The 24,602-nt window shown below is 69.1% G+C and carries 22 protein-coding genes and 4 pseudogenes; 15 read left to right on the top strand and 11 right to left on the bottom strand.

The window, feature by feature from the left end; genetic code table 11:
* Nucleotides 1–248: 248 nt before the first annotated feature.
* From JOE53_RS08855 to JOE53_RS08840, 4 genes and pseudogenes are all read left to right on the top strand, one after another.
* Nucleotides 249–1,010: pseudogene (locus JOE53_RS08855) on the top strand (IS256 family transposase); the annotation flags it as partial.
* A gap of 228 nt (nt 1,011–1,238) precedes the next feature.
* Nucleotides 1,239–2,465, top strand: coding sequence for an IS110 family RNA-guided transposase (locus JOE53_RS08850; RefSeq protein WP_204947274.1), 1,227 nt, complete (start codon nt 1,239–1,241; stop codon nt 2,463–2,465).
* Nucleotides 2,466–2,541: 76 nt separating this feature from the next.
* Nucleotides 2,542–3,054, top strand: a complete 513-nt coding sequence (locus tag JOE53_RS08845) for a transposase (RefSeq protein WP_378727174.1) — start codon at nt 2,542–2,544, stop codon at nt 3,052–3,054.
* Between the two features lie 563 nt (nt 3,055–3,617).
* Nucleotides 3,618–3,941, top strand: a complete 324-nt coding sequence (locus JOE53_RS08840) for a hypothetical protein (protein ID WP_204947447.1) — start codon at nt 3,618–3,620, stop codon at nt 3,939–3,941.
* Between the two features lie 41 nt (nt 3,942–3,982).
* Here JOE53_RS08840 and JOE53_RS08835 read toward each other — a convergent pair whose 3' ends face one another.
* Nucleotides 3,983–4,453 (bottom strand): ArsR/SmtB family transcription factor, encoded by a 471-nt coding sequence (locus JOE53_RS08835; RefSeq protein ID WP_309297568.1) that lies wholly within the window; start codon nt 4,451–4,453, stop codon nt 3,983–3,985.
* Between the two features lie 467 nt (nt 4,454–4,920).
* On the opposite strand from JOE53_RS08835, the gene JOE53_RS08830 reads away from it, so the two are divergent.
* Together JOE53_RS08830 and JOE53_RS08825 are read left to right on the top strand one after the other, a co-directional pair.
* Entirely contained in the window at nt 4,921–6,567 is a 1,647-nt protein-coding gene (locus JOE53_RS08830; RefSeq protein ID WP_204947446.1) for an Nramp family divalent metal transporter, read from the top strand.
* 75 nt (nt 6,568–6,642) lie between these two features.
* On the top strand, nt 6,643–7,962 hold the full coding sequence (locus JOE53_RS08825) for a magnesium transporter MgtE N-terminal domain-containing protein (protein ID WP_204947445.1): 1,320 nt from the start codon (nt 6,643–6,645) through the stop codon (nt 7,960–7,962).
* A 390-nt stretch (nt 7,963–8,352) separates the two neighbouring features.
* On the opposite strand, the pseudogene JOE53_RS08820 reads toward JOE53_RS08825, so the two are convergent.
* Nucleotides 8,353–8,709 (bottom strand): annotated as a pseudogene (locus JOE53_RS08820) (Glu/Leu/Phe/Val dehydrogenase dimerization domain-containing protein); the annotation flags it as partial.
* A gap of 67 nt (nt 8,710–8,776) precedes the next feature.
* On the bottom strand, nt 8,777–10,687 hold the full coding sequence (locus tag JOE53_RS08815; protein WP_204947444.1) for a heavy metal translocating P-type ATPase: 1,911 nt from the start codon (nt 10,685–10,687) through the stop codon (nt 8,777–8,779).
* A gap of 105 nt (nt 10,688–10,792) precedes the next feature.
* Here JOE53_RS08815 and JOE53_RS08810 point away from each other — a divergent pair, with 105 nt between their 5' ends.
* Nucleotides 10,793–11,269, top strand: a complete 477-nt coding sequence (locus tag JOE53_RS08810) for a YbaK/EbsC family protein (protein ID WP_204947443.1) — start codon at nt 10,793–10,795, stop codon at nt 11,267–11,269.
* Between the two features lie 18 nt (nt 11,270–11,287).
* Here JOE53_RS08810 and JOE53_RS08805 read toward each other — a convergent pair whose 3' ends face one another.
* Nucleotides 11,288–12,085 carry an IclR family transcriptional regulator gene (locus tag JOE53_RS08805; protein ID WP_204947442.1) on the bottom strand — a complete coding sequence of 266 codons (798 nt, stop codon included), beginning with the start codon at nt 12,083–12,085 and terminating at the stop codon, nt 11,288–11,290.
* Between the two features lie 52 nt (nt 12,086–12,137).
* On the opposite strand from JOE53_RS08805, the gene hutH reads away from it, so the two are divergent.
* The 3 genes and pseudogenes from hutH to JOE53_RS08790 all read left to right on the top strand — a co-directional run.
* Complete coding sequence (gene hutH / locus JOE53_RS08800; RefSeq protein ID WP_204947441.1) at nt 12,138–13,709, top strand: histidine ammonia-lyase; 1,572 nt, start codon at nt 12,138–12,140, stop codon at nt 13,707–13,709.
* Nucleotides 13,710–13,724: 15 nt separating this feature from the next.
* Nucleotides 13,725–13,919, top strand: a pseudogene (locus JOE53_RS15200) (urocanate hydratase); the annotation flags it as partial.
* Nucleotides 13,920–14,069 (top strand): annotated as a pseudogene (locus JOE53_RS08790) (imidazolonepropionase); the annotation flags it as partial.
* Nucleotides 14,070–14,117: 48 nt separating this feature from the next.
* Here the strand turns inward: JOE53_RS08790 and JOE53_RS08785 are convergent.
* The 4 genes from JOE53_RS08785 to JOE53_RS08770 all read right to left on the bottom strand — a co-directional run bounded on the left by JOE53_RS08785 (nt 14,118) and on the right by JOE53_RS08770 (nt 17,201).
* The gene (locus JOE53_RS08785; RefSeq protein ID WP_204947440.1) at nt 14,118–14,585 is read right to left on the bottom strand and encodes a SixA phosphatase family protein; all 468 of its coding nucleotides are present in this window, start codon (nt 14,583–14,585) and stop codon (nt 14,118–14,120) included.
* Entirely contained in the window at nt 14,582–15,496 is a 915-nt protein-coding gene (locus JOE53_RS08780) for an arginase family protein (protein ID WP_204947439.1), read from the bottom strand. The genes JOE53_RS08785 and JOE53_RS08780 overlap by 4 nt, the downstream gene beginning before the upstream one ends.
* The gene (locus tag JOE53_RS08775; protein ID WP_005052293.1) at nt 15,496–15,840 is read right to left on the bottom strand and encodes a gamma-glutamylcyclotransferase family protein; all 345 of its coding nucleotides are present in this window, start codon (nt 15,838–15,840) and stop codon (nt 15,496–15,498) included. Before JOE53_RS08775 ends, JOE53_RS08780 begins: the two co-directional genes overlap by 1 nt.
* Nucleotides 15,841–15,929: 89 nt before the next feature.
* On the bottom strand, nt 15,930–17,201 hold the full coding sequence (locus JOE53_RS08770) for a DUF445 domain-containing protein (RefSeq protein WP_204947438.1): 1,272 nt from the start codon (nt 17,199–17,201) through the stop codon (nt 15,930–15,932).
* 34 nt (nt 17,202–17,235) lie between these two features.
* On the opposite strand from JOE53_RS08770, the gene JOE53_RS08765 reads away from it, so the two are divergent.
* Nucleotides 17,236–17,508 carry a metal-sensitive transcriptional regulator gene (locus JOE53_RS08765; protein WP_204947437.1) on the top strand — a complete coding sequence of 91 codons (273 nt, stop codon included), beginning with the start codon at nt 17,236–17,238 and terminating at the stop codon, nt 17,506–17,508.
* A 159-nt stretch (nt 17,509–17,667) separates the two neighbouring features.
* Here the strand turns inward: JOE53_RS08765 and JOE53_RS08760 are convergent, their stop codons facing one another.
* The gene (locus JOE53_RS08760; RefSeq protein ID WP_204947436.1) at nt 17,668–18,828 is read right to left on the bottom strand and encodes an acyl-CoA dehydrogenase family protein; all 1,161 of its coding nucleotides are present in this window, start codon (nt 18,826–18,828) and stop codon (nt 17,668–17,670) included.
* A gap of 78 nt (nt 18,829–18,906) precedes the next feature.
* Between JOE53_RS08760 and JOE53_RS08755 the strand changes: the two genes are divergently transcribed.
* Nucleotides 18,907–19,311 (top strand): pilus assembly protein CpaE, encoded by a 405-nt coding sequence (locus JOE53_RS08755; protein WP_121189477.1) that lies wholly within the window; start codon nt 18,907–18,909, stop codon nt 19,309–19,311.
* 27 nt (nt 19,312–19,338) lie between these two features.
* Here JOE53_RS08755 and JOE53_RS08750 read toward each other — a convergent pair whose 3' ends face one another.
* Nucleotides 19,339–20,094 carry an alpha/beta fold hydrolase gene (locus JOE53_RS08750; RefSeq protein ID WP_204947435.1) on the bottom strand — a complete coding sequence of 252 codons (756 nt, stop codon included), beginning with the start codon at nt 20,092–20,094 and terminating at the stop codon, nt 19,339–19,341.
* Between the two features lie 44 nt (nt 20,095–20,138).
* Nucleotides 20,139–21,362: an MFS transporter gene (locus JOE53_RS08745; protein WP_204947434.1), complete on the bottom strand. Its 1,224-nt coding sequence runs from the start codon at nt 21,360–21,362 to the stop codon at nt 20,139–20,141.
* A gap of 405 nt (nt 21,363–21,767) precedes the next feature.
* On the opposite strand from JOE53_RS08745, the gene nrdH reads away from it, so the two are divergent.
* Genes nrdH through nrdE form a run of 3 tightly spaced genes read left to right on the top strand, consistent with a single transcriptional unit; the run spans nt 21,768 to nt 24,572 of the window.
* Nucleotides 21,768–22,001: a glutaredoxin-like protein NrdH gene (nrdH, locus tag JOE53_RS08740; RefSeq protein ID WP_005052310.1), complete on the top strand. Its 234-nt coding sequence runs from the start codon at nt 21,768–21,770 to the stop codon at nt 21,999–22,001.
* 1 nt (nt 22,002) lies between these two features.
* Nucleotides 22,003–22,434: a class Ib ribonucleoside-diphosphate reductase assembly flavoprotein NrdI gene (gene nrdI / locus JOE53_RS08735; protein ID WP_016464602.1), complete on the top strand. Its 432-nt coding sequence runs from the start codon at nt 22,003–22,005 to the stop codon at nt 22,432–22,434.
* Nucleotides 22,416–24,572 (top strand): class 1b ribonucleoside-diphosphate reductase subunit alpha, encoded by a 2,157-nt coding sequence (nrdE, locus tag JOE53_RS08730; RefSeq protein ID WP_204947433.1) that lies wholly within the window; start codon nt 22,416–22,418, stop codon nt 24,570–24,572. Before nrdI ends, nrdE begins: the two co-directional genes overlap by 19 nt.
* Nucleotides 24,573–24,602: the final 30 nt, after the last annotated feature.

Here is a 24,602-nt window from a genome sequence, read left to right as displayed (position 1 = left end):
GACGTGTGTGGTCAGTTCTCGTAGCAACCTCCAGCTGAGTGAGTGTGGGCATCGCGCGCTCGCCCAGATGTGGTGGCAGCCGCTGTGTGCGGGCTTGTCGGTGAATGAGGTACCCGCGTGTCCGCGAAGTAGTGCCCCTTAACGTGGTGTAGCGCGCGGTGGCTGTCGGCCCCGTCTTAGACGTGGGCGCGGTCACCGTGTGATCCTTCGAGGAATCTCCTACAACCCACTCGAAAGGCATCTTCACGATGACCGCACCTCATATTGTCGACCCTGCGAGCGTGCTCGCTGAAGCCCTGACCGACGCATCGCCGGATCTGATGCGCAGCCTGCTGCAGACCATGATCAACGCGCTGCTGTCCGAGCACGCCGACGCCGTCGTCGGCGCCGAATGGGGCAAGCCCAGCCCCGGTCGCACGACCCAGCGCAACGGGTACCGGCACCGCGACCTCGACACCCGCGTCGGCACGATCGACGTTGCAATCCCGAAGCTCCGGGCGGGGACGTACTTCCCGGACTGGCTCCTCGAGCGCCGCAAACGCGCCGAGTCCGCGATGATCACCGTCGTCGCCGACTGCTACCTCGCCGGCGTCTCCACACGCCGCATGGACAAGCTCGTCAAGCAGCTCGGGATCCACTCGCTATCGAAGTCGCAAGTGTCCCGCATGGCCGCGGACCTCGACGAGCACGTCGACCAGTTCCGGCACCGGCCCCTGGGTGACGCCGGCCCGTTCACGTTCGTCGCCGCCGACGCGCTGACGATGAAAGTCCGAGAGGGCGGCCGAGTCATCAACGCGGTCGTCATGCTCGCCACCGGCGTCAACGGCGACGGGCACCGCGAGGTCCTGGGCATGCGGGTCGCCACGTCCGAGACCGGAGCTGCCTGGAACACGTTCTTCGCCGACCTCGTCGCCCGCGGCCTGACAGGCGTCCGCCTGGTCACCTCCGACGCGCACGCCGGACTGGTCGAAGCGATCGCCGCGAACCTGCCTGGCGCGAGCTGGCAGCGATCACTCGTCAAGATGGGTAGTGGCGGGATCGTCCCGCTGGTTCATCCTCACCGTCGGGAGAGGACCTTGGCAGCGTGACCTTCGAGGTCCAGCGGCAGACCTGTCCCTCCCGGCGGTGGCGGATTCCGACTGGCTAGTGGGAGTCGTGCCCCGACAGCGGGAGCACCTGAGTGAGCGTCCAGAGGGGTCCGTCACGAGGCGGGCCTCGTCTTCGAAGGAGAAGCGCTCATGCCAGACCTCAACTTGCCAGCGTGGCCGGTATTCGCCGGCATCGACTGGGGCGGTGAGAACCACCAGCTCTGCGTTGTCGCGCCCGACGGGAAGCGGCTACTTGAGACACGTGTCAGTCACGACGTCGCCGGGCTCCACCAACTCGACCTGCATCTGAACGGCTTCGGGCGGCAGGTCCCGATCGCGATCGAACGCTCCGAAGGTCTCCTCGTCGAGCACCTTCAAGCGACCGGGCATGCGGTGTTCCCCGTGTCTCCGCGGATCTCCGCGAGGGCGCGGGAGCGTTACAAGGTCGCTGCGGTCAAGGACGACCGGTTCGACGCGTTCGTACTCGCCGACACGCTCCGCTTCGACCATGCGCACTGGCGCCCGCTGTCAGTCCCGTCACCGCTGCTCGCCGAGATCAGGGCACTCACACGCGACCGGGACCGGCTCCTCGAGACGCAGCAGGCGACGGAGAGTCAGTTGCGGATGATCCTCGAGGCCTACCACCCCGCACCCGTTCGGTTGTTCTCGTCCGTCGACCGGCAGATCACGCTGTCGTTCGTAACGGACTATCCGACACCGGCGAACGCGTCCCGGGTGAAGACCACCAGGATGGCAGGGTTCCTTTCCCGACACCACTACACCGGCAGAGTCCCCGCGCAGACCCTCGCGGACCGGATGAGACAGAACCTGCTCTCCGGCTCGCCAGGAACGGTCGCGGGCAAGAGCTTCTCCGCTCTCGCATTCACCCAGGTGCTGCAGCTTTTGAACACGCAGCTCGCCGAGTACGACGACGCAATCGCCGCAGCCACCGCGGAGCACCCGGACGCCCTGATCTTCGCCAGCTTTCCCGGCATCGGCCCCGTGCTCACTGCGGTGCTGCTCGCCGAGATCGGTGAAGACCGCGCAAGGTTCCCGCAACCTGAAGTGCTCCTCGCCGAAGCCGGCCTCGCCCCGGTCACCCGCTCGTCGGGCAGGTCCCGGTCGGTCAGGTTCCGCTACGCCGCGAACAGCCGCCTCCGAGAAGCAACCATGTGGTGGGCGTTCAACTCCATCAAGATGTCACCCTGGGCGGCCGCCGCGTTCCGCGACGCCCGGGACCAGAAAGGCCAGCGCTACCACCGCGCTCTCCGCGGACTCGCCGCACGCTGGACCCGCATCCTCTGGCGCTGCTGGACCAACCACGAAACCTACGACCCCGCCCGCCACGGCTCAGCCGCACTGATCACCGCCGCCTGACCGCGCGCTTTCGACACCCCCGCCCGACACTCGAGGCCGAGCGGCGCCTTCAGCGCGCCCACGCAAACACACCAAGATCTGCACCCAGTTGACAGTGGGAGTCTGCCGCACCCACTACGCCGCGAACCTCATGTCCGTCACGCCGAAGAGCATGTGGCCGGCGGTGAAGGCGATGCTCCACTCGGTCTACGACCAGCCCGACGCGGACGCCGTGAACGCCCAGTTCGACCGCCTCATCGACTACGTCGCCGAGAAGCTCCCCGCCGTCGCCGAGCACCTCGAGAAGGCACGAGAAGACATCCTCGCGTTCACCGCGTTCCCCAAGGACGTTTGGATGCAGATCTGGTCGAACAACCCCGCCGAACGCCTCAACAAAGAGATCCGCCGCCGCACCGACAGCGTCGGGATCTTCCCGAACCGTGACGCGATCGTCCGCCTCGTCGGCGCCGTCCTCGCCGAGCAGACCGACGAATGGGCCGAAGGCCGCCGCTACCTCGGCCTCGATCTCCTCGCCCGCTGCCGGCTCACCCTCGTTCCCGACACCGAACCGGAGGTGACCGCCGACCCCGTCCTCGCCCTCAGCGCCTAACCCATCAACACGAAGGACACCGCGCTACACCACTACCCGGGACTTGACCCCGCGACCGCCACATACCGTGATGAACGCTGCCCGTCGCGGATCCGTTTGCCAGGCACCGGCGACGGGGGAAGCGAGCAGCCGAACTTCGACGGCTTCCCGGTGGACACCGCCAGCAGATACTCAGACGCTTGCGCAAGTGATTGATTAACGCTTAGGGTCGCAGTGTGCCGATGTGGTTGTCGCACTGCATTGCAGTGCGGTGGGCACGGTTGGTGTCTCGAAACCAGAAGGGAGCCGCGATGTGGTGGTCGCGTCCGCACGAGACGGGTCATCCTCGCCCTTCGTCCCCTCCGAAGCCCCACCCCAGTCAGCCTGACTCACAAGCACAGGCTGGCCTTGACCGGTCGGTCGCCGGATCGCAGGCATGCTCGCCGCCGGGTGGGAGTGGCTGGGAGGAGCGTCCCCTTCTCTTGGTTGCGGCATCGATGCTGCAGCGAGGGGAGGATCTGAGGAGAGTCGCAGCCGTCACGGGGATCCCGCAGTCTGTCGTGGCCCTTATCCAGGTGGAACTGATGACCCGGTACGCACGGGAATCGCATCCCGATGAACCGGGCCCGCGAAGTGAGTGCGGGCTCGAGGAGTTGTTGGGCGTCGTCGGTGCGGTCCAGGTGCGTCGTGAGCGGGCGCGGCGCAGGCGGCGACTGTTCAAGTGGGTCGTGCTCATTGAGGTCGCGGTCGGGGTCAATCTCGCCGCCGGTGTGGCAAGCCTTCTCCAACACAACGCTGCCATCGGCCTGGTAAGCGCCGGAGCCTCTGTGGCGTTGTTGCTGACTGTCGCCGCCCTGGCCCGACGTATCACGGGTCAGCGCAGCGGCGACCGGCGAAGCGCACCGTGAGAGGTCACGGATCCCACATACGACCCTAGCGGCACCCCCGCTCAGGACAATGTCTGCCCGAACCGAGGCCGGCGAGCGGAGTGCTGTTCGTCGGGTGAGCCGTCGGGGGCGAGCGTTCCATCGGGAGCGATGTGGCTGAACATCTGCCTGATCACGGCGATGATGTGCGGGTCATCGACGCGATAGAGCTGCCGCCGTCCGTCGCGGACAGCGCTCACGATACCGGCGGCGCGCAGTTTGGCCAGTTGTTGGCTGGCGGCCGGCGCATTGGCGTTGGTCAGTTTGGCGAGAGTGGTGACGTCGTACTCGCCGCTGGACAGCAGCCAGACCAGATGCAGCCGTCCCGGAACAGAGAGCATGTCGAAGGTCGCGGCCGCGGCGTCCAATTGGGCGAGGGTGATCTGCTCACCCTGTTCAACTGGGGGAGCCTTCGCCTGTCTCGACGGTGCGGACGGTCGGGAGGTTGCCTTGGTCATCGTGCGTGCCCACTTCCACTCAGTCGCGTCGTTCACCCACCATTCAACCGCGTCACGGCCCGGTCTACAGAGTCTGCTTCGCTCGCGGGCGCGTCGGGGCGACGCGCCGAACTCCCGACCTGTGTCGCCAGGGCGCCGGGTTCGTGCTAGCCCACTTGCGCAAGTCGTTGAATGTATCTAGAGTGAGCAGCTGTGCGGGGTTGCCCGCGGTCGTGAGGAGGTGACTGGCGATGAGTTCGGACGCTCATAGTCCCAGCCGGTTCACCCTCCGACGCACTGTCGTCTGAGGCAGTGCCGGAACCCCCGGGGGCGTGACTGCCCTCCTGATCCGGGTCATTGGTCGACGTACGGCGTCACCGTGGTCCGAGAGCCCCCTTAGTGAGCCCCAAGCGGGTGCCGCGGTGCCGTCTTGCCCTCACTTCTCTTTGTCAGGTCTGCGCGGAGCGCGCGGATCCATTTCTGTCCCTCTTACCCCGAAGTCTCTTCGGAGGAGGTGGTTAGCCATGACCAACAACACCACGCCCAGTGAGGGCGCAGCGCCCACGCAGCTTGCGGTTCTCGATTCCGCGCACGTCGGAGACATCCAAGGCGCATTCGGCACCATCGCGGTCGGAGACGACGCTCCCCGCACGCGGTTCTCCAGGAAGCTGCGCACGCTGCTGGCAATCGTCGGGCCAGGTCTGATCGTGATGGTTGGTGACAACGACGCGGGCGCGTTCGGCACCTATACCCAGGCCGGTCAGAACTACGGGACGAGCCTGCTGTGGACGTTGCTGCTCCTGATCCCGGTGATCTACGTCAACCAGGAGATGGTGCTGCGCCTGGGCGCGGTCACCGGAGTCGGGCACGCGCGGCTCATCTTGGAGCGGTTCGGAAAGTTCTGGGGCGCGTTCAGCGTCATCGACCTGTTCTTGCTGAACGCCCTGACCATCGTCACCGAGTTCGTCGGTATCAGCCTGGGGCTGGCCTATCTCGGGATCCCGAAGGTGCCTGGCGTGATCGTCGCGGCACTGGTCGTGATCGCCGCGGCCAGCACCGGGTCACTGCGGCGCTTCGAGCGATTCTGCATGATTCTGGTCGTCGGCTCACTGCTGCTGGTCCCGATCTTCTTCATGTCGCACCCGGACTGGGCGAGCATCGGAACCAACTTCGTCGTACCGGGAATGCCGCCGGGCGCGGAGCTGTCGACGGTCATGCTACTGATCATCGCCATCGTGGGCACCACAGTCGCGCCGTGGCAGCTGTTCTTCCAGCAGTCGTATGTGATCGACAAGCGCATCACGCCACGCTTCATGAAGTACGAGAAGGTCGATCTGTGGATCGGTATCGCGATCGTCATCATCGGCGCGTCCGCGATGATGGCCTTCACCGCTGCCGCATTTGCCGGAAGCCCCGAGGCAGGCAATTTCACCGACGCGGCTGGCGTCGCCACCGGCCTGGAGACCTACATCGGCAAGGCTGCGGGGGTGCTGTTCGCCATCGCGTTGATTGACGCCTCGACCATCGGTGCGGCCGCGGTGGGCCTGTCGACCTCGTACGCGGTCGGGGACGTGCTCGGCATGAAGCACTCTCTGCACCGCAAGCCCTGGGAGGCCAAGGGCTTCTACGCGGTGTTCATCGCACTGCTGATCGGCTCGGCCGCACTCGTGCTCATCCCGGGTACTCCGCTGGGCCTGCTCACCGAAGGGGTGCAGACGCTGGCGGGGGTTCTACTGCCCTCGGCGACCGTTTTCCTGCTTCTGCTCTGCAACGACCGCGAAGTCCTCGGCCCTTGGGTCAATGGACGCTGGGTCAACCTGTTCACCTCGGTCGTCATCGCCGTTCTCGTGATGCTCTCCATCGTGCTGACCGCCTCCGTGCTGTTCCCCTCGATCGACTCGACCACGATCCTGATCATTCTCGGCGGGGGCAGCGCCCTCTGCATTGTCGCCGCGGTGATCATGTTCGCCTACCGCCGGGCACACCCCTCGCCGCAACCCATCATTGATCGCTCCCAGCGATCGAGTTGGCGGATGCCCCCGCTGGCGTTGCTGCGCCGTCCGGAGCTGTCCCTGACACGCCGGGTTGGGCTCAGCGTGCTTCGCGGCTACCTGCTGATCGCGATGGCCCTGGTCATCGTGCGCGTCATCCAGATCGCCCTCGGTGGATGAGCCTCTCGACCCGACCACCCGCTGCCCTAGATCGTTCCTCTCTCGAATCACGCCAGACCCAGTAAGGAGCCGACCATGACCACCACGACCAACCCAGGGGGCGGTTCACCCGTCCTGTTGTCCCATTTGCTCAAGCACGCCGTTCTCGATGCAAAGGGACAGCGCGTCGGCCGGATCGCCGACGCCATCGTCACACTGCGTGGTGACGATTACCCCATCCTGGTCGGCTTCGCCGCCAGGGTCGGGTCGACTACCGTCTTTGTCCCCCTCGCCCGCATTGCCGACATCGACGCACACCGCGTCGAGCTGCGTAGCGCCGAGCTAGATCTGCGTCCCTTTGAACGACGCCATGGGGAAGTGTTGCTCCTCGCCGACATCCTCGGGCATCGACTCATCGACATCGACCGTGCGGCCCTAGTCCGCGCCTACGACGCACAGCTGGCACACACCGCCGACGGTAGCTGGATCGTCCGGGGCTTGGACGTGCACAAGCGTCGCCTGATTCACCTCGGCGGCAACCCGGAGCATCACCCCATCCGCGACTGGCGCTCCTTCGAAACCCTCATCACCGGGCAGGACCTGGTCTTCGTCCGCTCACCGTTCGGTCGGCTCCACCGTCTCAGGCCAGCCCAGATCGCCGACCTCATCGAGGACGCCTCCGGAGACGAACAAGACGTGCTGCTCGCCCACGTCCACACCGATCCCGAGCTCGAAGCCGACGTCTTTGGCGAACTCGACGACGACCAGCAAGTGGCGCTACTGCGGACGCGGCCTGATGAGCAGGTCGCCAAGCTCTTGGCCCGAATGCGAGCCGACGACGCAGCCGACGCGCTCATGGTCCTCCCTCAGCACAAACGCCAGCTGGTCCTGGACCTCCTGCCTGACCCACAGCGGACCAAGGTGACCACGCTGCTCGGCTACAACAGCCTCACCGCAGGCGGGCTCATGGGCGTCGAGTACCTCGCCGCCGACGAACACGACACCATCGCCCACACCCTCGAGCGGCTCCGCGCCCTCTCCACGCAGCACCCTGAGGCGCTCACCACCCTCTACAGCACCAACCAGGACGGCCAACTCGTTGGCGCCCTCAGCCTGGTCCAAGCCCTCCAAACTGACCCCGCGCTCGCTCTCTCTGACGCGGCCGAACCAGATCCCGTCCGCGCCCGACCCGACGAGGACCTCATCGACATCACCCGACGCATGGCCGACTTCAACCTCCTCACCATGCCCGTCGTCGACGACCGCGACCACATCCTTGGCGTCATCACTATCGACGATGTCCTCGAAGCCGCCATCCCAGCGAACTGGCGTCACCGAGAAACCCGCCGGCCAAGCAGCACACCCACTGAAGCTTCAGCACCATCACCGGACACCGGACCTGAGCCCACGCCGTGAGCGACGGCGGGGCATGCCGTCAGCGCCCGTTAGCACCGCCCACGCTGTGGATCGTCGGCCGGTGGCGGCGCCCCGCACCGTCGTCACCCTGATGCCGGTGCTCCGACCTGCAAAGCGTGTTCGGAGCAGCACTACCACATCACCAGGCCGCACTGGCTTCCGGCCGAACTCCGAGTACAAGATCGCTGTCCCGCTCCCCTGAACCACGACCACTTTCACGCAGCCATACGCCGGAATCTGCCAGTGAACTCAGCCCCAGCATCGGAGCCCGACGGCGACGTGATTCTCGCCATTGACGACGAGGAATCGCGGGCGGAGGCGGTGACCGCCGGCGTCGTTCTCGGAGACGCCCCCCTGTCCGCGCTACGCCGACTCGCCAAGGAATCGGCTCTCGCCAGTTGAACCGACCCCGCCGCCGAAACGGTCGACGGCGTCGCCGAGGTCGAGGTACGCCGCACGCCGGCGATCGGCATCGAGCGTCGTTCCCGGCGGCAGACAGATCACGGATTTGCCGCCGCCGGCGTCCAGCCCGGCCGCGGCGTTCTTGAGCGTCATCGCCGCCGACAGCCGCAGGGCGTCGCCGACGGCGTCGCTCCAGTGCGGGTAGGTCCACATTCGGGCGCCGCCGAGGGCGGGCCCGAGCGTCGAGGAGTGCAGGGCGACGGTGATGAGCAGTCCGCTGCGCGGGCCCGTCGTCACCTCCACGCGCTCGTGGGAGAAATCGGGCAGGGGCAGGGTGTGCGTCATCGCATCCTCTTTCGGCGGGCCTTGTGGGCGGTGCTCGGTGGATGCCGCGGCGTTGCGGCATCCACCCCTATTGTGCCTCCACGGGCACCGATCGCGGGGGTGCGGCCGTGTGTGCGACGTCGGTGCCGGGGTCGGAGAGATCGAACCGACGCCCGCGCAGTGCGCGCAGCGCGTACAGGATGGTCGCCAGATCGATCACTTCCTGTCCGAGCGCACCGAGGACGGCGGGCACCAGCCCGGTCGTCGCGAGCAGCATAGCCGCGACGCAGAGGGCGATGCCGATCCAGATGGCGACGTAGGCCACGCGCAGTGTGTCGCGACCGATCGCGACCGCCTCGGCCACCTTCGTCAGCGAATCCTTCAGCACGACGGCGTCCGCCGCGTCGCCGGCGGCGGTGGCTCCCCGTGCGCCCATCGCGATGCCGATGTCGGCGGCGGCGAGCACCGGCGCATCGTTGACGCCGTCGCCGACCATGAGCACGGGGCGCGGCGTCATCATCGCGGCCAGATGCACCTTCTCGGCGGGCAGCAGGTCGGCGTGCACCTCGTCGACCCCCACCGACCCCGCCACGGCGTCGGCGGTGGGCCGGGCGTCGCCGGTGAGCATCGTGACGCGTTCCACGCCGTGTCCGCGCAACCAGCGCACGACGGCACGCGACTCGGGCCGTACGCCGTCGGCGAGGACGAGGGCTCCGGCGAAGCGGCCGTCGACGGCCACGTACGCGGCCGCCTGACCCGCATCCAGCGCGGTGAGCGTGGTGTCGGGTGCGAGCGACGCGACGTAGGCCGGCTTTCCGACCACCACGCGCCGTCCGCCGATCACGGCGGTCACCCCGTTGGTCGCTTCCTCGTGCGCGTCGTCGGCCGGCTCCACCACGATGCCGCGCGCAGACGCGGCGTGGCGGATGCCGTCGGCCAGCACATGGGCGGAGTACTGCTCGGCCGACGCCGCCCACGTCAGCAGCCGTTCGGGATCGATCCCGGGTGCGGGGCGCACATCGACCAGCACGGGCCGGCCCTGGGTCAGGGTTCCGGTCTTGTCGAAGGCGGCGGAGCGCGCGCGTGCCAGCTGCTCGATGACGGCGCCTCCCTTGACGATGATGCCGGCCTTCGCCGCGCGCGAGATGCCGCCGAGGAAGGCGACCGGTGCCGCGATCAGCAGCGGGCAGGGTGTGGCCAGCACGAGGACCTCCGCGAACCGGACGGAGTCGCCCGACAGTCCCCAGGCCGCTCCGGCGATGGCGAGCGAGACCGCCGTGAAGGGGATCGCGAATCGGTCGGCCAGGCGCACCATCGGAGCGCGCGATTCCTGCGCGGCACGCACGAGGGCGATGATCTGCTGATACTGGCTGTCGGCGCTGCGCCGGAGAGCGCGCACGCGGATCGCCCGCGATCCGTTGACGGCACCCGAGAGCACGGTCTGGCCGGCGGTACGCGTGACCGGCATGCTCTCGCCGGTCAGCGACGACTCGTCGAAGCTCGCCTCCTCCGACAGGAGGGTGCCGTCCACCGGAACGACCTCGGCCGGCCGCACGAGAAGCTCGTCGCCGACGGCGACCTCGTCGGCGGGAAGGTCCCGGGTCTCGTCACCGGCGCCCGGACGGCGCACGTGCGCGATCTGCGGTGCGCGATCCAGCAGCGCCGTCAGCTCGCGCGTCGCGCGACGGCCCGCGTAGTCTTCGAGCGCCTCGCCGCCGGAGAGCATGAGCACGATGATCAGCGCCGCGATCGTCTCGCCGACAGCGAGGGTCGCGACCATCGCGACGACGGCGAGCACGTCGAGTCCGACATGACCACGCATCACGTCGCGGACCATGCCGATGATCGTCCAGACGACGATCGCCGAGACGTAGGCGGTGGTGATCGCGGTCGCCCACCCGCCCTGCCCCGCGCCGACCAGTGCAGCGGCGACGATGCCCACGATGACGGTCGCGGTGATCACGGGATACCGCCCGAGGGCGGCGACGATGCGGCGCATGCCCCCAGTATTCTCCTCGTACCGCGGGTCCGCCAGTAAGGCTGGATTGCCTTGCCTGGACGATGTCGGCGACGTTCGCGGGACGGTCCGCCCTAGGCTGGCGACATGACCGAGAACCTGTCGCCGCGCAGTCGCATCGTCCACGAGGCCCTTCGCTCCGCCGGAGTGTCGGGGGAGATCATCACGCTTCCGGATGCCGCATCGACGGCGGCGCTCGCCGCTGCCGCGCTCGGCGTCGAGGTCGGGGCCATCGCGAACAGTCTCGTCTTCATGTCCGACGGCGAGCCGTTGCTCGTGATGACGAGCGGGGCGCACCGCGTGGACACGGCGGCTCTCGCCCAGCGCCTCGGCCGGCGCAGCATCGTGCGGGCCTCGCCGGATGAGGTGCGCGCCGCGACCGGCCAGGCGATCGGCGGCGTGGCGCCCACCGGCCACCCCGCCCCGCTGACCACGGTGGTGGACGAGGCGCTCGCGGCATTCGACGAGATCTGGGCGGCCGGCGGCACACCGCACACCGTCTTCCCGCTCACCTTCGACGAGCTCGTCCGCCTCACCGGCGGCACCGTGAGCGCCGTGGACTGAGCGCGGCCGGGCGCGGCCTCAGCCGTACAGCCGCCGACGCAGTTCGTCGGCGGCCGCGCGGATGTCGGCGACGAGCGCGTCCTTCCGCAGCGCCGACCCCGCCGGCCAGGTGAGGGCGATCGCCGCGACCGGCCAGCCGGCATGGTCCCGCACCGCCACGGCGACCGAGCGGAACTCCAGCGTCACCTCCCCGTCCTCGCTCGCGAAGCCGTCGGCACGCGTGCGCACGAGCAGCTCGCGAAGCTCGGCGGGGCGCCGCGATCCGCGACCCGTGCGGTCGGCGAAGGCCGCGGCATCCGGGTAGAGCGCGCGCACCTGCTCGCGCGGCAGAGCGGCGAGCATCGCTCGTCCCGTCGCCGTGAGGTGAGCCGGCAGCCGCACACCCACGTCCGTGACGAGCGCAGGGCGGCGCGGCGCGCGCTCCTCGACGATGTAGAGGACGTCGCGGCCGGTCATGACCGCCAGATGCGCACTCTCGCCGACACGGTCCGACAGGCCCGCCACGAGCGGCCGGCCGAGACGAGCGAGAGGCTGCTGGCGGGCGTAGCCGCCGGCCAGCTCGAACGCGGCCGTCCCCAGCCCCCAGCGCCGATCGTCGGGCAGATGCACCACGAATCCGTGCGCCGCCATCGCCGCCAGCAGGTGGTAGACGCTGGAGCGGGGGATGCCGAGACTGTCGGAGATCGTCCGCGCGGCGACCGGTCCGCGCTGGCGTGCGAGGTAGGAGAGGATCCGCAGCGTCTGATCTGTGGCGGGGACTTGCGCGGGGGCCGGCGACGAACCCGCATCGCCGGTGTTGTCTGGGATCACAGACACAGAATGCCACGCTCGTGTGGCCGCGGGGGCAGAACCGGGATGGAATCGGGACATGACCACCGTCGCCGCTTCGACCCTTGCCGATCACGTCCTCGTCGGCGCGCGCCCACTGACACCCGCTGAGGTCGTCGCCGTGGCCCGCCACGGCGCCGCGGTCGAGATCGCCGCCGACGCCTGGACGCGGATCGGCGCGGCGCGGGAGCTCATCGAGCGCCTGGCCGACGACCCGGAGCCGCACTACGGCATCTCGACCGGCTTCGGCGCGCTGGCGACGACCTTCATCGCGCCGGAGCGACGCCGTCAGCTGCAGGCGAGCCTCATCCGCTCCCACGCGGCCGGCACCGGGGCGGAGGTGGAACGCGAAGTCGTGCGCGCCCTGCACCTGCTGCGCCTGCAGACTCTCGCGACCGGACACACGGGCGTGCGCCCGGTCGTCGTCGAGACCTACGCCGCGATGCTCAACGCCGGCATCACCCCGATCGTGCGGGAGTACGGCTCGCTCGGATGCTCCGGCGATCTCGCCCCTCTTTCGCACCTCGCGCTGGCGGCCCTCGGCGAAGGGGAGGTGCGCGATCGCACGGGCGCGCTCGTGGCGGCATCCAACGCCCTCGCCGACGCCGGCATCGCGCCCCTCGTGCTGGAGGAGAAGGAGGGGCTCGCCCTCATCAACGGCACCGACGGCATGCTCGGCATGCTCACTCTCGCCCTCTGCGACCTCGACAATCTGCTCACCGTCGCCGACATCACCGCCGCCCTCTCGATCGAGAGTCAGCTCGGCACCGACGCGGTGTTCGCCGCCGACCTGATGGCGCTGCGCCCGCAGAGCGGACAGGCGGCGTCGGCGGCGAACCTGCGCGCCCTGCTCGCCGACTCGCCGCTGGTTGCGAGTCACCGCGACCCGGCGGTCTGCACGCGCGTGCAGGACGCGTACTCGCTGCGCTGCTCGCCGCAGGTGCACGGCGCCGCGCGCGACACCGTCGCTCACGCCCGCACCATCGCCGAGCGGGAGCTGGCCTCCGCCGTCGACAACCCGGTCGTCACCGGCGACGGCCGCGTCGAATCCAACGGCAACTTCCACGGCGCCCCCGTCGCGTACGTGCTCGACTTCCTCGCGATCGCCGTCGCCGACCTCGCCTCGATCGCCGAACGTCGCACCGACCGGGCGCTCGATCGCACCCGCAGCCATGGTCTGCCGCCGTTCCTCGCCGACGAGGTCGGCGTCGATTCGGGGCTCATGATCGCGCAGTACGCGGCCGCGGGGATCGTCTCGGAGCTCAAGCGGCTGGCGGTCCCGGCATCCGTCGACTCCATCCCCTCGTCGGCGATGCAGGAAGATCACGTGTCGATGGGGTGGGCCGCCGCACGCAAGCTCCGCCGCGCCGTCGACGGACTCGCCCGGGTGCTCGCGATCGAACTCGTCACCGGGTGCCGAGCCCTCGACCTGCGGGCGCCGTTGCAGCCGGGGCCCGCCACCGGCGCGGTGCGGGCCGCGGTGCGCGCCGCGGGCATCGCAGGGCCCGGGCCCGACCGGTTCGTCAGCCCCGACCTCGAAGCCGCCACCGCGCTCGTGCTGTCCGGCGCGGTCGCCGACGCTGCGTTCACAACTCCGGACAACCGTCCCTGATCGAAGGAGATCACGATGACATCACCCGTTGACGCCCAGAACTCCGGAGTTGTGAACCGGGCGGCGTCGAGCCGCGGCCCCGTCCGCGCCCCGCGTGGGGGCGAGCGGACGGCCAAGAGCTGAGGCGCCGAAGCCGCGAAGCGGATGCTGATGAACAACCTCGACCCCGAGGTCGCCGAACACCCCGAAGACCTCGTCGTCTACGGCGGGGCCCTGCGCCGCAGCGATGTGGGCTCCCTCACCCTCGGCACGCGGGCCGACCTGGTGCTGCTCGATGCGCCGACGCGGACGCACCTCGCGTACCGCCCGGGGGTGCCGCTGGTGCGCGCCGTCTACCGCGGCGGGGAGCTGATCGCGTAGGCGTTTCGACTCGGCGCCGCGAGTCGAAACGCCCCGTGCCGCACGGCGTCAGGGGCGGTCGAAGCTCCACTCCTGCGGATCCGTCGCCGTCGCGACATCCCAGTCGTCGGTGGACCACACGAACGTCGCGACGGCACAGGTCGGCATATGACCGATCCCGCCGCCGGAGAGCCGCTCCGCGAGCGCGGTCATCCCCGGGTCGTGCGCGACGACCATGACGGCCGGGACGCCACGGCCGGCTGCCGCCCGCAGGAGCGTGGCCGCCGCGGCGCCGTACAGGTCGCCGTCCAGCTCCGTGTCGAGGCCGAACGCGGAGGCGAAGAAGGAGGCCGTCGTGCGGGCGCGCAGCGCGGTCGACGACAGGATGGCCGCGAGCCGGATGCCGGTGCCGGCCAGCCGCTCCGCGAGCACGGGTGCGTCGCGCAGGCCCCGCTCGTTGAGCGGGCGGTCGTGATCGTCGAGACCGGGATCGCCCCAGTCGCTCTTGGCGTGGCGGACGAGCACGAGCGTCGTCATACAGTGACCTTTCGTCGGTGCAGGCCGGCCAGCAGCTCCAGCACACACAGCGCGGTCAGGCGCACGGTGCGCCCGTCGGCCGCGTCGGCCGCGGCATCCACTTCGACGATATCCGCGCTGCGCACGCCGGCGTCGGCGGCCACGCCGCGCACGAGCGTCCGCAGCTCCCACGCCTGCAGGCCACCGGGAACCGACGCCGGGCAGCCGGGTGCCACCGCACGATCGCAGACGTCCACGTCGATGTCGAGATGGATGCCGCCATCCCCGCGCCCGGCCACCTCGCGCGCCTCGGCGATCACGTCGTGCGCGCCGCGCCGACGAAGCTCGTCGAGGGTGACGACACGGATGCCGAGGTCGGCGGCGCGCTGGGCGTACGCCGCGGAATCGGCGAAGTCGGCGATGCCGATCTGCACGATGCGCGTCGGGTCGAGGCCGTCGTCGACGAGGCGACGCACGGGGGAGCCGTTGGAGACGCCGTCGCGCAGGTCGAAGTGCGCGTCCAGCGTGATGAGACCGGCGGCACCGGCGCCCTGGGCCGTCGCGTACGTGACGGAATTGTCGCCGCCGAGCGCGATCAGCAGCGCGGTGCGCGCCGTCAGCTCGGCGGTGCGGCCGCGCACGCGCGCCTCGCCCTCGGAGCCGTCGGGCTCGGCGACATCGCCCGCGTCGGCCAAGCGGAGGGCGGCGGCGAGATCGACGGGTGGCGGCCCCAGGAGGGTCGGGCTGTACCGGCGCAGCGCCTCACGGACCGCGCCGGGCGTCGCGTCGGCGCCGGTGGGTGAGAGCGATGTGTGAGAGGCCGGCAGCCCCAGCAGCACGGCGTCGAGGCGCTCGGCCGCCGACGCCTCCTCGAGCGCGGGCCAGTCGCCGGCGCGCGGCCAGAGCGGGTCGTGGGACAGGGCAGCCGTCATCAGCCGACGTACACCCAGGCGGTGCGCCCGCTTCCCAGCGTCACCCGCACGCGGCGGTACAGCGACACTTCGTACTCGTCGGCGGCATCCACTTCATCGGCCGTGAGGTGCAGAACGCGGCCGACCACTTTGTCCAGCGGGCTGCCGGTCTCGCGCAGCACCGGATGCACAGAGGCGCCCGACAGGTCGACGACGCGCTGGTCCTCGATCTCGACGTAGTCGATGGTGTAGCCGGGCAGCACGTCGGGCTCGCCCGCGATCAGGCGCCCGAAGGTGTCCAGCTGCACCTCGGCATACTGGAGCGTGCCGTAGGTGAACAGCAGCTCGTCCGCCGGTTCGCCCATGTCCGTCAGGCTACTGCGCCGGGTCGCGGCCAGCCAGAGGCGCGCGTGCGTTCACCGGCCGTCCCCAACCGTCCCCCGAACACGTGTGCTCAGCCCAGCAGCGCGTGCGCGACGGCGAAGATGACGAGTCCGGCCAGGGCGCCCACGATCGTGCCGTTGAGGCGGATGTACTGCAGGTCGCGTCCGACCATCAGCTCGATCTTCTCGGTGGTCTCGGCGGGATCCCACTTCTCCACGGTGTCGGTGATGATCGAGGCGATGTCGTGGCGGTACCGATCCACGACGAACACCGCGGCCCCCGCGATGCGATCATCCACACGGTGCTGGAGCGCGGCATCCGTCGACAGGCGCTCGCCGATCTCGACCAGCGCTGCGCTCACGCGTAGGCGCAGCCCGCTGGCGGGATCTGCCAGGGCGGTGAGGAGGCCCACCTTGGCCGTGTTCCACGCCTCGGCGGCCAGCTCGCGCACGCGCGGGCTGTCGAAGACGGCCGACTTGGCCTCTTCGAGTCGCGCGATCGTCGTCGGATCGCTCTGCAGGTTGTCGGCGAGGCGCGCGAGGTAGCCGTCGACGGCGCGCCGCGCGGGGTGGTCGGGGTCGTCCTGGATCGCGGCGACGAACTTCACGGCCTCGTTGTACACGGTGTCATCGACGAGGCGCATCGCGACCGACGGCACCCACGAGGGCAGTCGTCGGGAGACCAGACCGCTGAAGGCGGCGTGGTTGGCATGCAACCACGTCGCGATGCTGTCCACGCCCAGATCGACCGCGCCACGGTGCGCGTCGGCCTGCACGACCCGACCGAGCCACGCGCCGACGGTCGGTCCCCAATGCGGGCTGAGCAGGTGCTCACGCGCGAGGTCGCTGATCAGATCCTGCACCTCGTCGTCGCTGAGGGCGCGCAGGATGCCGGAGGCCACCGTCGAGGCCTCCGCCGCGACGGTCTCGGCGTGCGCGGGATCGCGCAGCCAGGCACCGGCCGTCCGGGCGATGGGCGTCGACTCGAGCTTCGCGCGGACGACGCCCGCCTCGAGGAAGTTCGTCTCGACGAACTCGCCCAGGGTGCGCCCGATCTCGTCCTTGCGGTGCGGGATGATCGCGGTGTGCGGGATGGGGATGCCGAGGGGGTGACGAAACAGCGCGGTCACCGCGAACCAGTCGGCCAGGGCGCCGACCATGCCGCCCTCCGCCGCGGCGCGGACGTACTGCAGCCACGGGAAGCGCTCCTGCAGGATGAACGCCACGACGAACACGACCGCCATCAGGATCAGTGCGCCGAGGGCGACGCCCTTCATCACACGCAACGCGCGGCGACGTTCCTGGTCGGCCGGGCTGAGCAGTTCGGTGGGGGTGCGCGCCATGCCCGTAGTCTCGCATGCGGCGTATCCTGGCCGCGTGATCGAAGACATCCAGAAGCGCGCCCTGCATCGCACCCGCATCCTCGAGGGGCAGGTGCGCGGGCTCGCCAAGATGATCGAGAACGAGGACTACTGCATGGACATCATCGCCCAGTCCCGTGCGATCCAGCGGGCGCTCGCGTCACTGGACAAGCTGCTGATCGATAATCATCTGCGCACGCACGTCGCGCACATGTTCGCCGAGGGCGGCGATCAGCGCGAGCTCGCCGTCGCCGAACTCCTCAAGGCGTACGACCTCGAGACGCGCTGACCGCGGCATCCCTCTGGTCCGGCCGAATCGCAAGGCCGTCGCCGCGACACGCCGGGTGCGGCGGGATCCGGGCGGCGTGTCGCGCGGCAACCCTTGCAGTTCGGTTCTGAACAGGGCGGATGCCCGGGGTGGATGCCGCAGCCGGATGCCGAGGGCAGCTCAGGAGCTGACGGGGCCGAGCCACGCGGCGGCGACGGTGGCGTGCGCCGATTCGGGGTCGGACGGGTGGAACATGCCGGCGAGCACGTCGCGGTAGAGGCGGCTGAGCTCGTTGCGCTGGAAGTACGACGAGCCTCCGGCGACGAGCATCGCGTCGTCGACGATCTGCTTGGCGGCCACGACCGCGCGGTGCTTCAGACCCGACAGCCGGGGGAACCACTGCCCGCCGTGATCGACGAGGGCGTCCACGTCGTGCGCGATCGCCGCGACCTGGGGGAGCAGGCCGTCGTAGGCGAGCGCCATTTCCGCGATGCGCCAGCGGATGTCGGGGTCGTCGCTGTACGGGCGCCCGGTCTTCTTCGACGTCCGCGTCTTCGCCGCCGCGACCGCCAGGTCGAGCGCGCGGCGCGCGACGCCGGTGTAGACGGATGCCAGGAGCACCTCGAACACGCTGAAGATGCCGAAGACGATCGGATCGGGGTTGGGGCCGGGCGCGACGCGGCGAACGACACGGTCGGCGGGGGCCACGGCGCCGTTGAGTACCGTCGTGCGCGATTGCGTACCGCGCATGCCGATGGTGTCCCAGTCGTCACGGGTCTCGACGGCGTCGGTACGTTGCACGAACGCGTAGACCACCTTCGGATCCGCGGGGTCGGTCGTGTCGAGTCCGTGCAGACCCAGCTGCGTCCACACCGGCCCGAGCGAGGTGAAGATCTTGGTCCCCGTGAAGGAGTACGAGCCGTCGGCGGCGGGGACCGCCTGCGTGTCGCTGCCGAAGAGAACCAGATCGTTTCCTGCCTCGCTGATGCCGAACGCGAAGACCTCGCCGGCGACCGCGCCGGTCTGCACGAACCGCAGGTCATCGATGCCGTGATCGGACATCACCTTCGCGACTCCCGTCCACACGAGGTGCATGTTGATCGCCAATGCCGTCGCCGGCGCGGCGCCCGCGAGCCGCTGCTGCAGCACCGCGGCCTCCGCGAGCCCGAGACCTGCGCCGCCCAACGCGGTGGGGACGAGGATCGAGAGGTATCCGGCCGCCGTCAGTTCCGCGAGATCCTCCGTGGGGAAGCGGTTCTCGGCATCCACGGCGGCGGCACGCGAGCGGATGCGCTCGAGCAGGTCGTCCGGCAGGTATGCGGTCGCATCGAAATCGGTCACCCCTCCATCCTGCCCCTCGTCACCTGCCTCAGGGTCGCCGCCGGTCCCGTGGTGCCGCCGACGCGGCAGGATGGAAGCATGATCTCCACCGAGTTGGCCCTCGCCCTGCGCGATGCCGGTCTGCTGTGGCGCCCGGCATCCGGGGACCGATTTCAGCTCGACGAGCCGGAGTTCGAAGCGGATGTCTTCACCGTGAGCGAGATGACGATCGAGCCGCGGCAGTACGCGACCGGGGCGATCCTCGCCTTCAACGGCACGACCGAGTGGGCGCTGGACGCGGTCGCCCAGACCGATGCGCTCTGGCTGCCGCGAGAGGATCAGCTGCGGGAGCTGCTGCGCGGCGCGTTCCGCCGACTGGAACGGCTCGCCGACACCCACCGCGTCGAGATCGAGTTCGCCGGCGAAACGCACGCGTTCGAGCATCCCCAGCCCGAAGACGCGTACGCCCTCGCGGTGCTGCACGTGCTGCGCCGCATCTCCTGACGACGCCGCGATACGGATGCCGCGGCGTCAGCCGAGGGTGTCGAGGAGATGGCGCATCGTGTCCTCCGGGAGATCGCGGTGCGGGGAGTGCCCGGCCCCGGTCACCACCGACATCGTGATGAGCGGGTTGCGGAGCACCTCGGCGGCCACCTCGCCCTGGAAGATCGAGAACACCTCCGGGTCCGCCGCGATCACGTGCGTCGGCACCGAGAGCCTCGCTGCGGCCGCACGCACGTCCCACGGCGTGTTCTGCAGGCTGGTCTGCTCGACCGCCCAGCGGCTCGCCTGCTGCGCGGCGCGGGCCTTCAGCTCGACGTCGAGCGGATGCCAGCTGGCGTGCTCCGCCCGCACCGCGTCGATCGACGGGTCGGCGAAGGACTGCTCCTGCCCGACGCGGACGTTCTCGCGGTCGCGGTCCGCGAGACGGATCGCGGGGTCGATGAGCACCACTCGACGGGTCCAGTCGGGGTCGGCGGCGCTCGCCACGGTGACCGCGGCGCCGCCGAGCGAGTGCCCGATGACGAGGTCCCAGGGCCCGCCGTCGTCGGTGCGCGTCTGGCCCACGTCGGCCGCGTACGCGTCGATGCTGTAGTCCAGCGTGCGTGGCGCGGCGCCGTGGCCGCGCAGGTCGACGGCCGTCGCGAGCCACCCGGCATCCGCCAGGGCCACGCCGTAGCGCCACATGAGGGCACCGGTCGATCCGAGTCCGTGCACGAGCAGTGCGCGACGTCGGGCGCGCACGTCGCCCCACGAGAGCCGGGGCAGGGTCACAGCGGCAGTCATGTCGTCAGCCTACGGTCGCGCGCTGTCCGTGGGCGATGAGGATGTCAGGTGATGACGGGGACGGGTTCGGTGTCGGGGATCGGGCTCGCGTCGCGTCCGCGCAGGTCGGGGAAGCCCCGCGCGGAGAGCGTCGAGACCAGCGCGCCCACGATCGCGAATCCGGCCGCGGCGGCGTATGCGCCGGCGGGCCCGGTGCTGTCGATGAGGAAGCCGGCGACGGCCGAGCCGAGGGCCGCGCCGATGAGCTGTCCCGTGCCGATCCAGCCGTACGCTTCGGCGGTCTCGCTGAACTTCACGGATGCCGAGGTCATCGCGAACATGACGGCCAGCGCCGGGGCGATGCCGACGCCCGCGACGACGAGGCAGGCGCCGACCCACCACGGGGTGGACGCTCCGATGTCGCCGACGACGAAGACGGAGGCGACGAGACCGACGGCGACAACGCTCATGCGTCGCGCCATGGCCCACGGCCCCATGGGGACATGTCCGAACGCGAGGCCTCCGGCGAGACTGCCGACGGAGAAGACCGCCAGGACGAGACCGGCCTCCAAGCCGCCGTGGCCGAAGGTCGCGACCACAGCGGCCTCGACCGCCGCGCACGCGCCGATGAGGAGGAAGCCGATCACCGTGGCGAGGAGGACCACGGGCTTTCCCAGCACCTTGCCGAACGCGCGGCGGCTGCGCGGGATGCGCACGCGCCCGACTTCGGGGGAGAGGATGAACCAGGCCCCGCCGGCGACGAGGATCGAGACGATCAGCAGCAGCGCCGGCACCGTGCCGATCTGGGTGGCGACGAGGGTGATGATGACCGGCGCGAGGATCCAGATGATCTCCTGCAGGCTCGCGTCGAGGGAGAACAGCGCCGTCAACTGCCGTGCGTTGACGAGCTTGGGGTAGATCGTGCGCACGGCCGACTGCACGGGAGGGGTGGACAGGCCCGCGATGAGTCCGAACACCATGTATCCGGCGACCCCGAGGGGGATCAGGGCGAGGGCGAGCAGCGCCGCCGCGCACACGGCGGTCGTCAGTGTGAGGACGCGCCGCATGCCCCAGCGGCCCATCCACCGGCTGGTGACGGGGCCGGCCGTCGCCTGACCCACGGATGCCGCCGCCAGCACCAGCCCGGCAGAGGCGTAGGAGCCCGTCATCTGCTCGACGTGGAGCAGAATCGCCAGGCTCGTCATCCCGTTCGGAAAGCGCGCGGTCAGCTGTGCCGCGATGATGCGCGCCACGCCCTGCGTGCGCAACAGTTCCCGGTATCCCGCCACACCTCCACGGTACCCGTCGGCGCCGACACCGCGACACGCCGGAGGGATGCCGCGACACGCCGCAGTCGAGATTCCACAGGCGGATGGATGTCGGAAGCCCCCCGTAGCGTCCGGGCTGTGGATGGCCGTCGCGAGGGCGATCGAAATCCGCGCGATTCAGGCTTTTTCCAGGCTTCGCGATTCGCGGCATCCTGTGGATGAAACGGTGGAAAAGCTGTGTTGTACATGGGGAGAGCGGTGCAAAACTACACGGATGTAACTACTAGCCCTTGTGGTGCTATCCAACGTCCGTACCCATATGTAGTATTGGACTCCCGGCGGGGGCACGGCCGGGATCACAGGTGAGAAGAGGGCGGAATCCCAACGGGATCGATCCGCGCAGACCAAGGGGAGAGAAGGAACGACATGGCAATCACCGTCTACACCAAGCCCTCGTGCGTGCAGTGCAATGCGACCTACCGCGCACTGGACTCGAAGGGTATCGACTACGAAGTGCTCGACCTCTCGGAGGACCCGGCGGCGCTCGAGCACGTGAAGTCGCTCGGGTACCTGCAGGCTCCGGTCGTCGTCACCGACGAAGACCACTGGTCGGGCTTCCGTCCCGACAAGATCGACGAGCTCGCGAGCCGTCTGGCCTGACATGCCGACACTGACGAGCGCCCCGCTGCTCGTCTACTTCTCGAGCGTGTCGGGCAACACGGCGCGATTCATCGAGAAGCTCGGTCTGCCGGCCGTCCGCATCCCGCTCGCCCCTGGCGACGCACCTCTTGAGGTCGACGAGCCCTTCGTGCTCGTGACACCGACCTACGGAGGCGGCCAGGGGCGCGGCGAGGAGAAGGGCGCCGTTCCCAAACAGGTGATCCGGTTCCTCAACGACGAGCGCCATCGTCACCTCATCCGCGGAGTGATCTCCGCGGGAAACACCAATTTCGGCGAGTCGTTCTGTCGCGCCGGTGACATCATCAGCCGCAAGTGCACCGTGCCGCACTTGTACCGGCTCGAACTTTTCGGCACGCCCGACGACGTCGCCCGTGTGAGCGACGGATTGGAACGATGGTGGAAGCTGCAGTGAGCCCGGCGACCTTCAAGACCGATGCACGCTTCGAGGGAATGGACTACCACGCCCTCAACGCGATGCTCAACCTGTACGGCGAGGACGGCAAGATCCAGTTCGACGCCGACAAGCGTGCCGCACGGGAGTACTTCCTCCAGCACGTCAACCAGAACACGGTGTTCTTCCACTCCCTCAAGGAGCGCCTCGACTACCTGGTCGAGAAGGAGTACTACGAGGGCGCGGTGCTGGAGAAGTACCCGTTCGAGTTCATCCAGCGCCTCAACGACCGCGCCTACGGCGCGAAGTTCCGCTTCGAAACCTTCCTCGGCGCCTTCAAGTACTACACGAGCTACACGCTGAAGACCTTCGACGGCAAGCGCTACCTCGAGCGCTTCGAGGACCGCGTCGTCATGACGGCCCTGGGCCTCGCCGACGGCGATCAGCAGCTCGCCGAGAAGCTCGTCGACGAGATCATCTCGGGCCGCTTCCAGCCGGCCACCCCGACCTTCCTCAACACCGGCAAGGCGCAGCGCGGCGAGCTCGTCAGCTGCTTCCTGCTGCGCATCGAAGACAACATGGAGTCGATCGCCCGCGGCATCAACTCGGCCCTGCAGCTGTCCAAGCGCGGTGGCGGCGTCGCGCTCCTGCTCAGCAACATCCGTGAGGCCGGCGCTCCGATCAAGCAGATCGAGAACCAGTCCAGCGGCATCATCCCCGTCATGAAGCTGCTCGAAGACAGCTTCAGCTACGCCAACCAGCTCGGCGCGCGCCAGGGCGCCGGCGCCGTCTACCTGTCGGCGCACCACCCCGACATCCTGCGCTTCCTCGACACGAAGCGCGAGAACGCCGACGAGAAGATCCGCATCAAGACGCTCTCGCTCGGCGTCGTGATCCCCGACATCACGTTCGAACTCGCCCGCAACGGCGAGGACATGTACCTGTTCTCGCCGTACGACGTCGAGAAGGTCTACGGCGTGCCCTTCGGTGACATCTCCGTCACCGAGAAGTACCGCGAGATGGTCGACGACGCGCGTATCAAGAAGACCAAGATCAACGCGCGCGAGTTCTTCCAGACCCTCGCCGAGATCCAGTTCGAGTCGGGCTACCCGTACATCATGTTCGAGGACACGGTGAACAAGGCCAACCCGATCAAGGGCCGGATCAACATGTCCAACCTCTGCAGCGAAATCCTGCAGGTGAACACCCCGACGACGTACAACGAAGACCTCTCGTACGCCGAGATCGGCAAGGACATCTCCTGCAACCTGGGCTCGATGAACATCGCGCTGGCGATGGACGGCAAGGACATCGCCGGCACGGTCGAGACCTCGATCCGCGCTCTCACCGCGGTCAGTGACCAGAGCCACATCGCCTCGGTGCGCTCGATCGAAGACGGCAACGACCGCTCGCACGCGATCGGCCTCGGCCAGATGAACCTCCACGGGTACCTCGCGCGTGAGCACGTGCACTACGGCTCGGAAGAGGGCATCGACTTCACGAACATCTACTTCTACACGGTGCTGTTCCACGCACTGCGTGCCTCCAACCGCATCGCGATCGAGCGCGGCATGGCCTTCGACGGCTTCGCCGACTCGACCTACGCGTCGGGGGAGTTCTTCGACAAGTACCTCGAGCGGGAGTGGGTGCCGCAGACGGATCGCGTGGCCGAGCTGTTCGCCGGCATCCACATCCCCACCCAGGACGACTGGCGCGAGCTGAAGGCGTCGATCCAGGCGCACGGCATCTACAACCAGAACCTGCAGGCGGTGCCCCCGACCGGATCGATCTCGTACATCAACAACTCGACGAGCTCGATCCACCCGATCGCGTCGAAGATCGAGATCCGCAAGGAAGGCAAGATCGGCCGCGTCTACTACCCGGCGCCGTTCATGACGAACGACAACCTGGAGTACTACCAGGACGCGTACGAGATCGGCTACGAGAAGGTCATCGACACCTACGCGGCCGCCACCCAGCACGTCGACCAGGGCCTGTCGCTGACGCTGTTCTTCAAGGACACCGCCACCACCCGCGACATCAACAAGGCGCAGATCTACGCATGGCGCAAGGGCATCAAGACGATCTACTACATCCGTCTTCGTCAGATGGCGCTCGAGGGCACGAACCTGTCCGAGTGCGTCTCCTGCATGCTGTGACGCTCGCTCCACGACCGTTCGAAGGAATGA

The organism is Microbacterium laevaniformans, from assembly GCF_016907555.1.
GTDB classification, from domain to species: Bacteria; Actinomycetota; Actinomycetes; order Actinomycetales; family Microbacteriaceae; genus Microbacterium; species Microbacterium laevaniformans.
The sequence above is the reverse complement of the archived record's forward strand: the minus strand, read 5'-3'. Positions and strand labels throughout refer to the sequence as shown.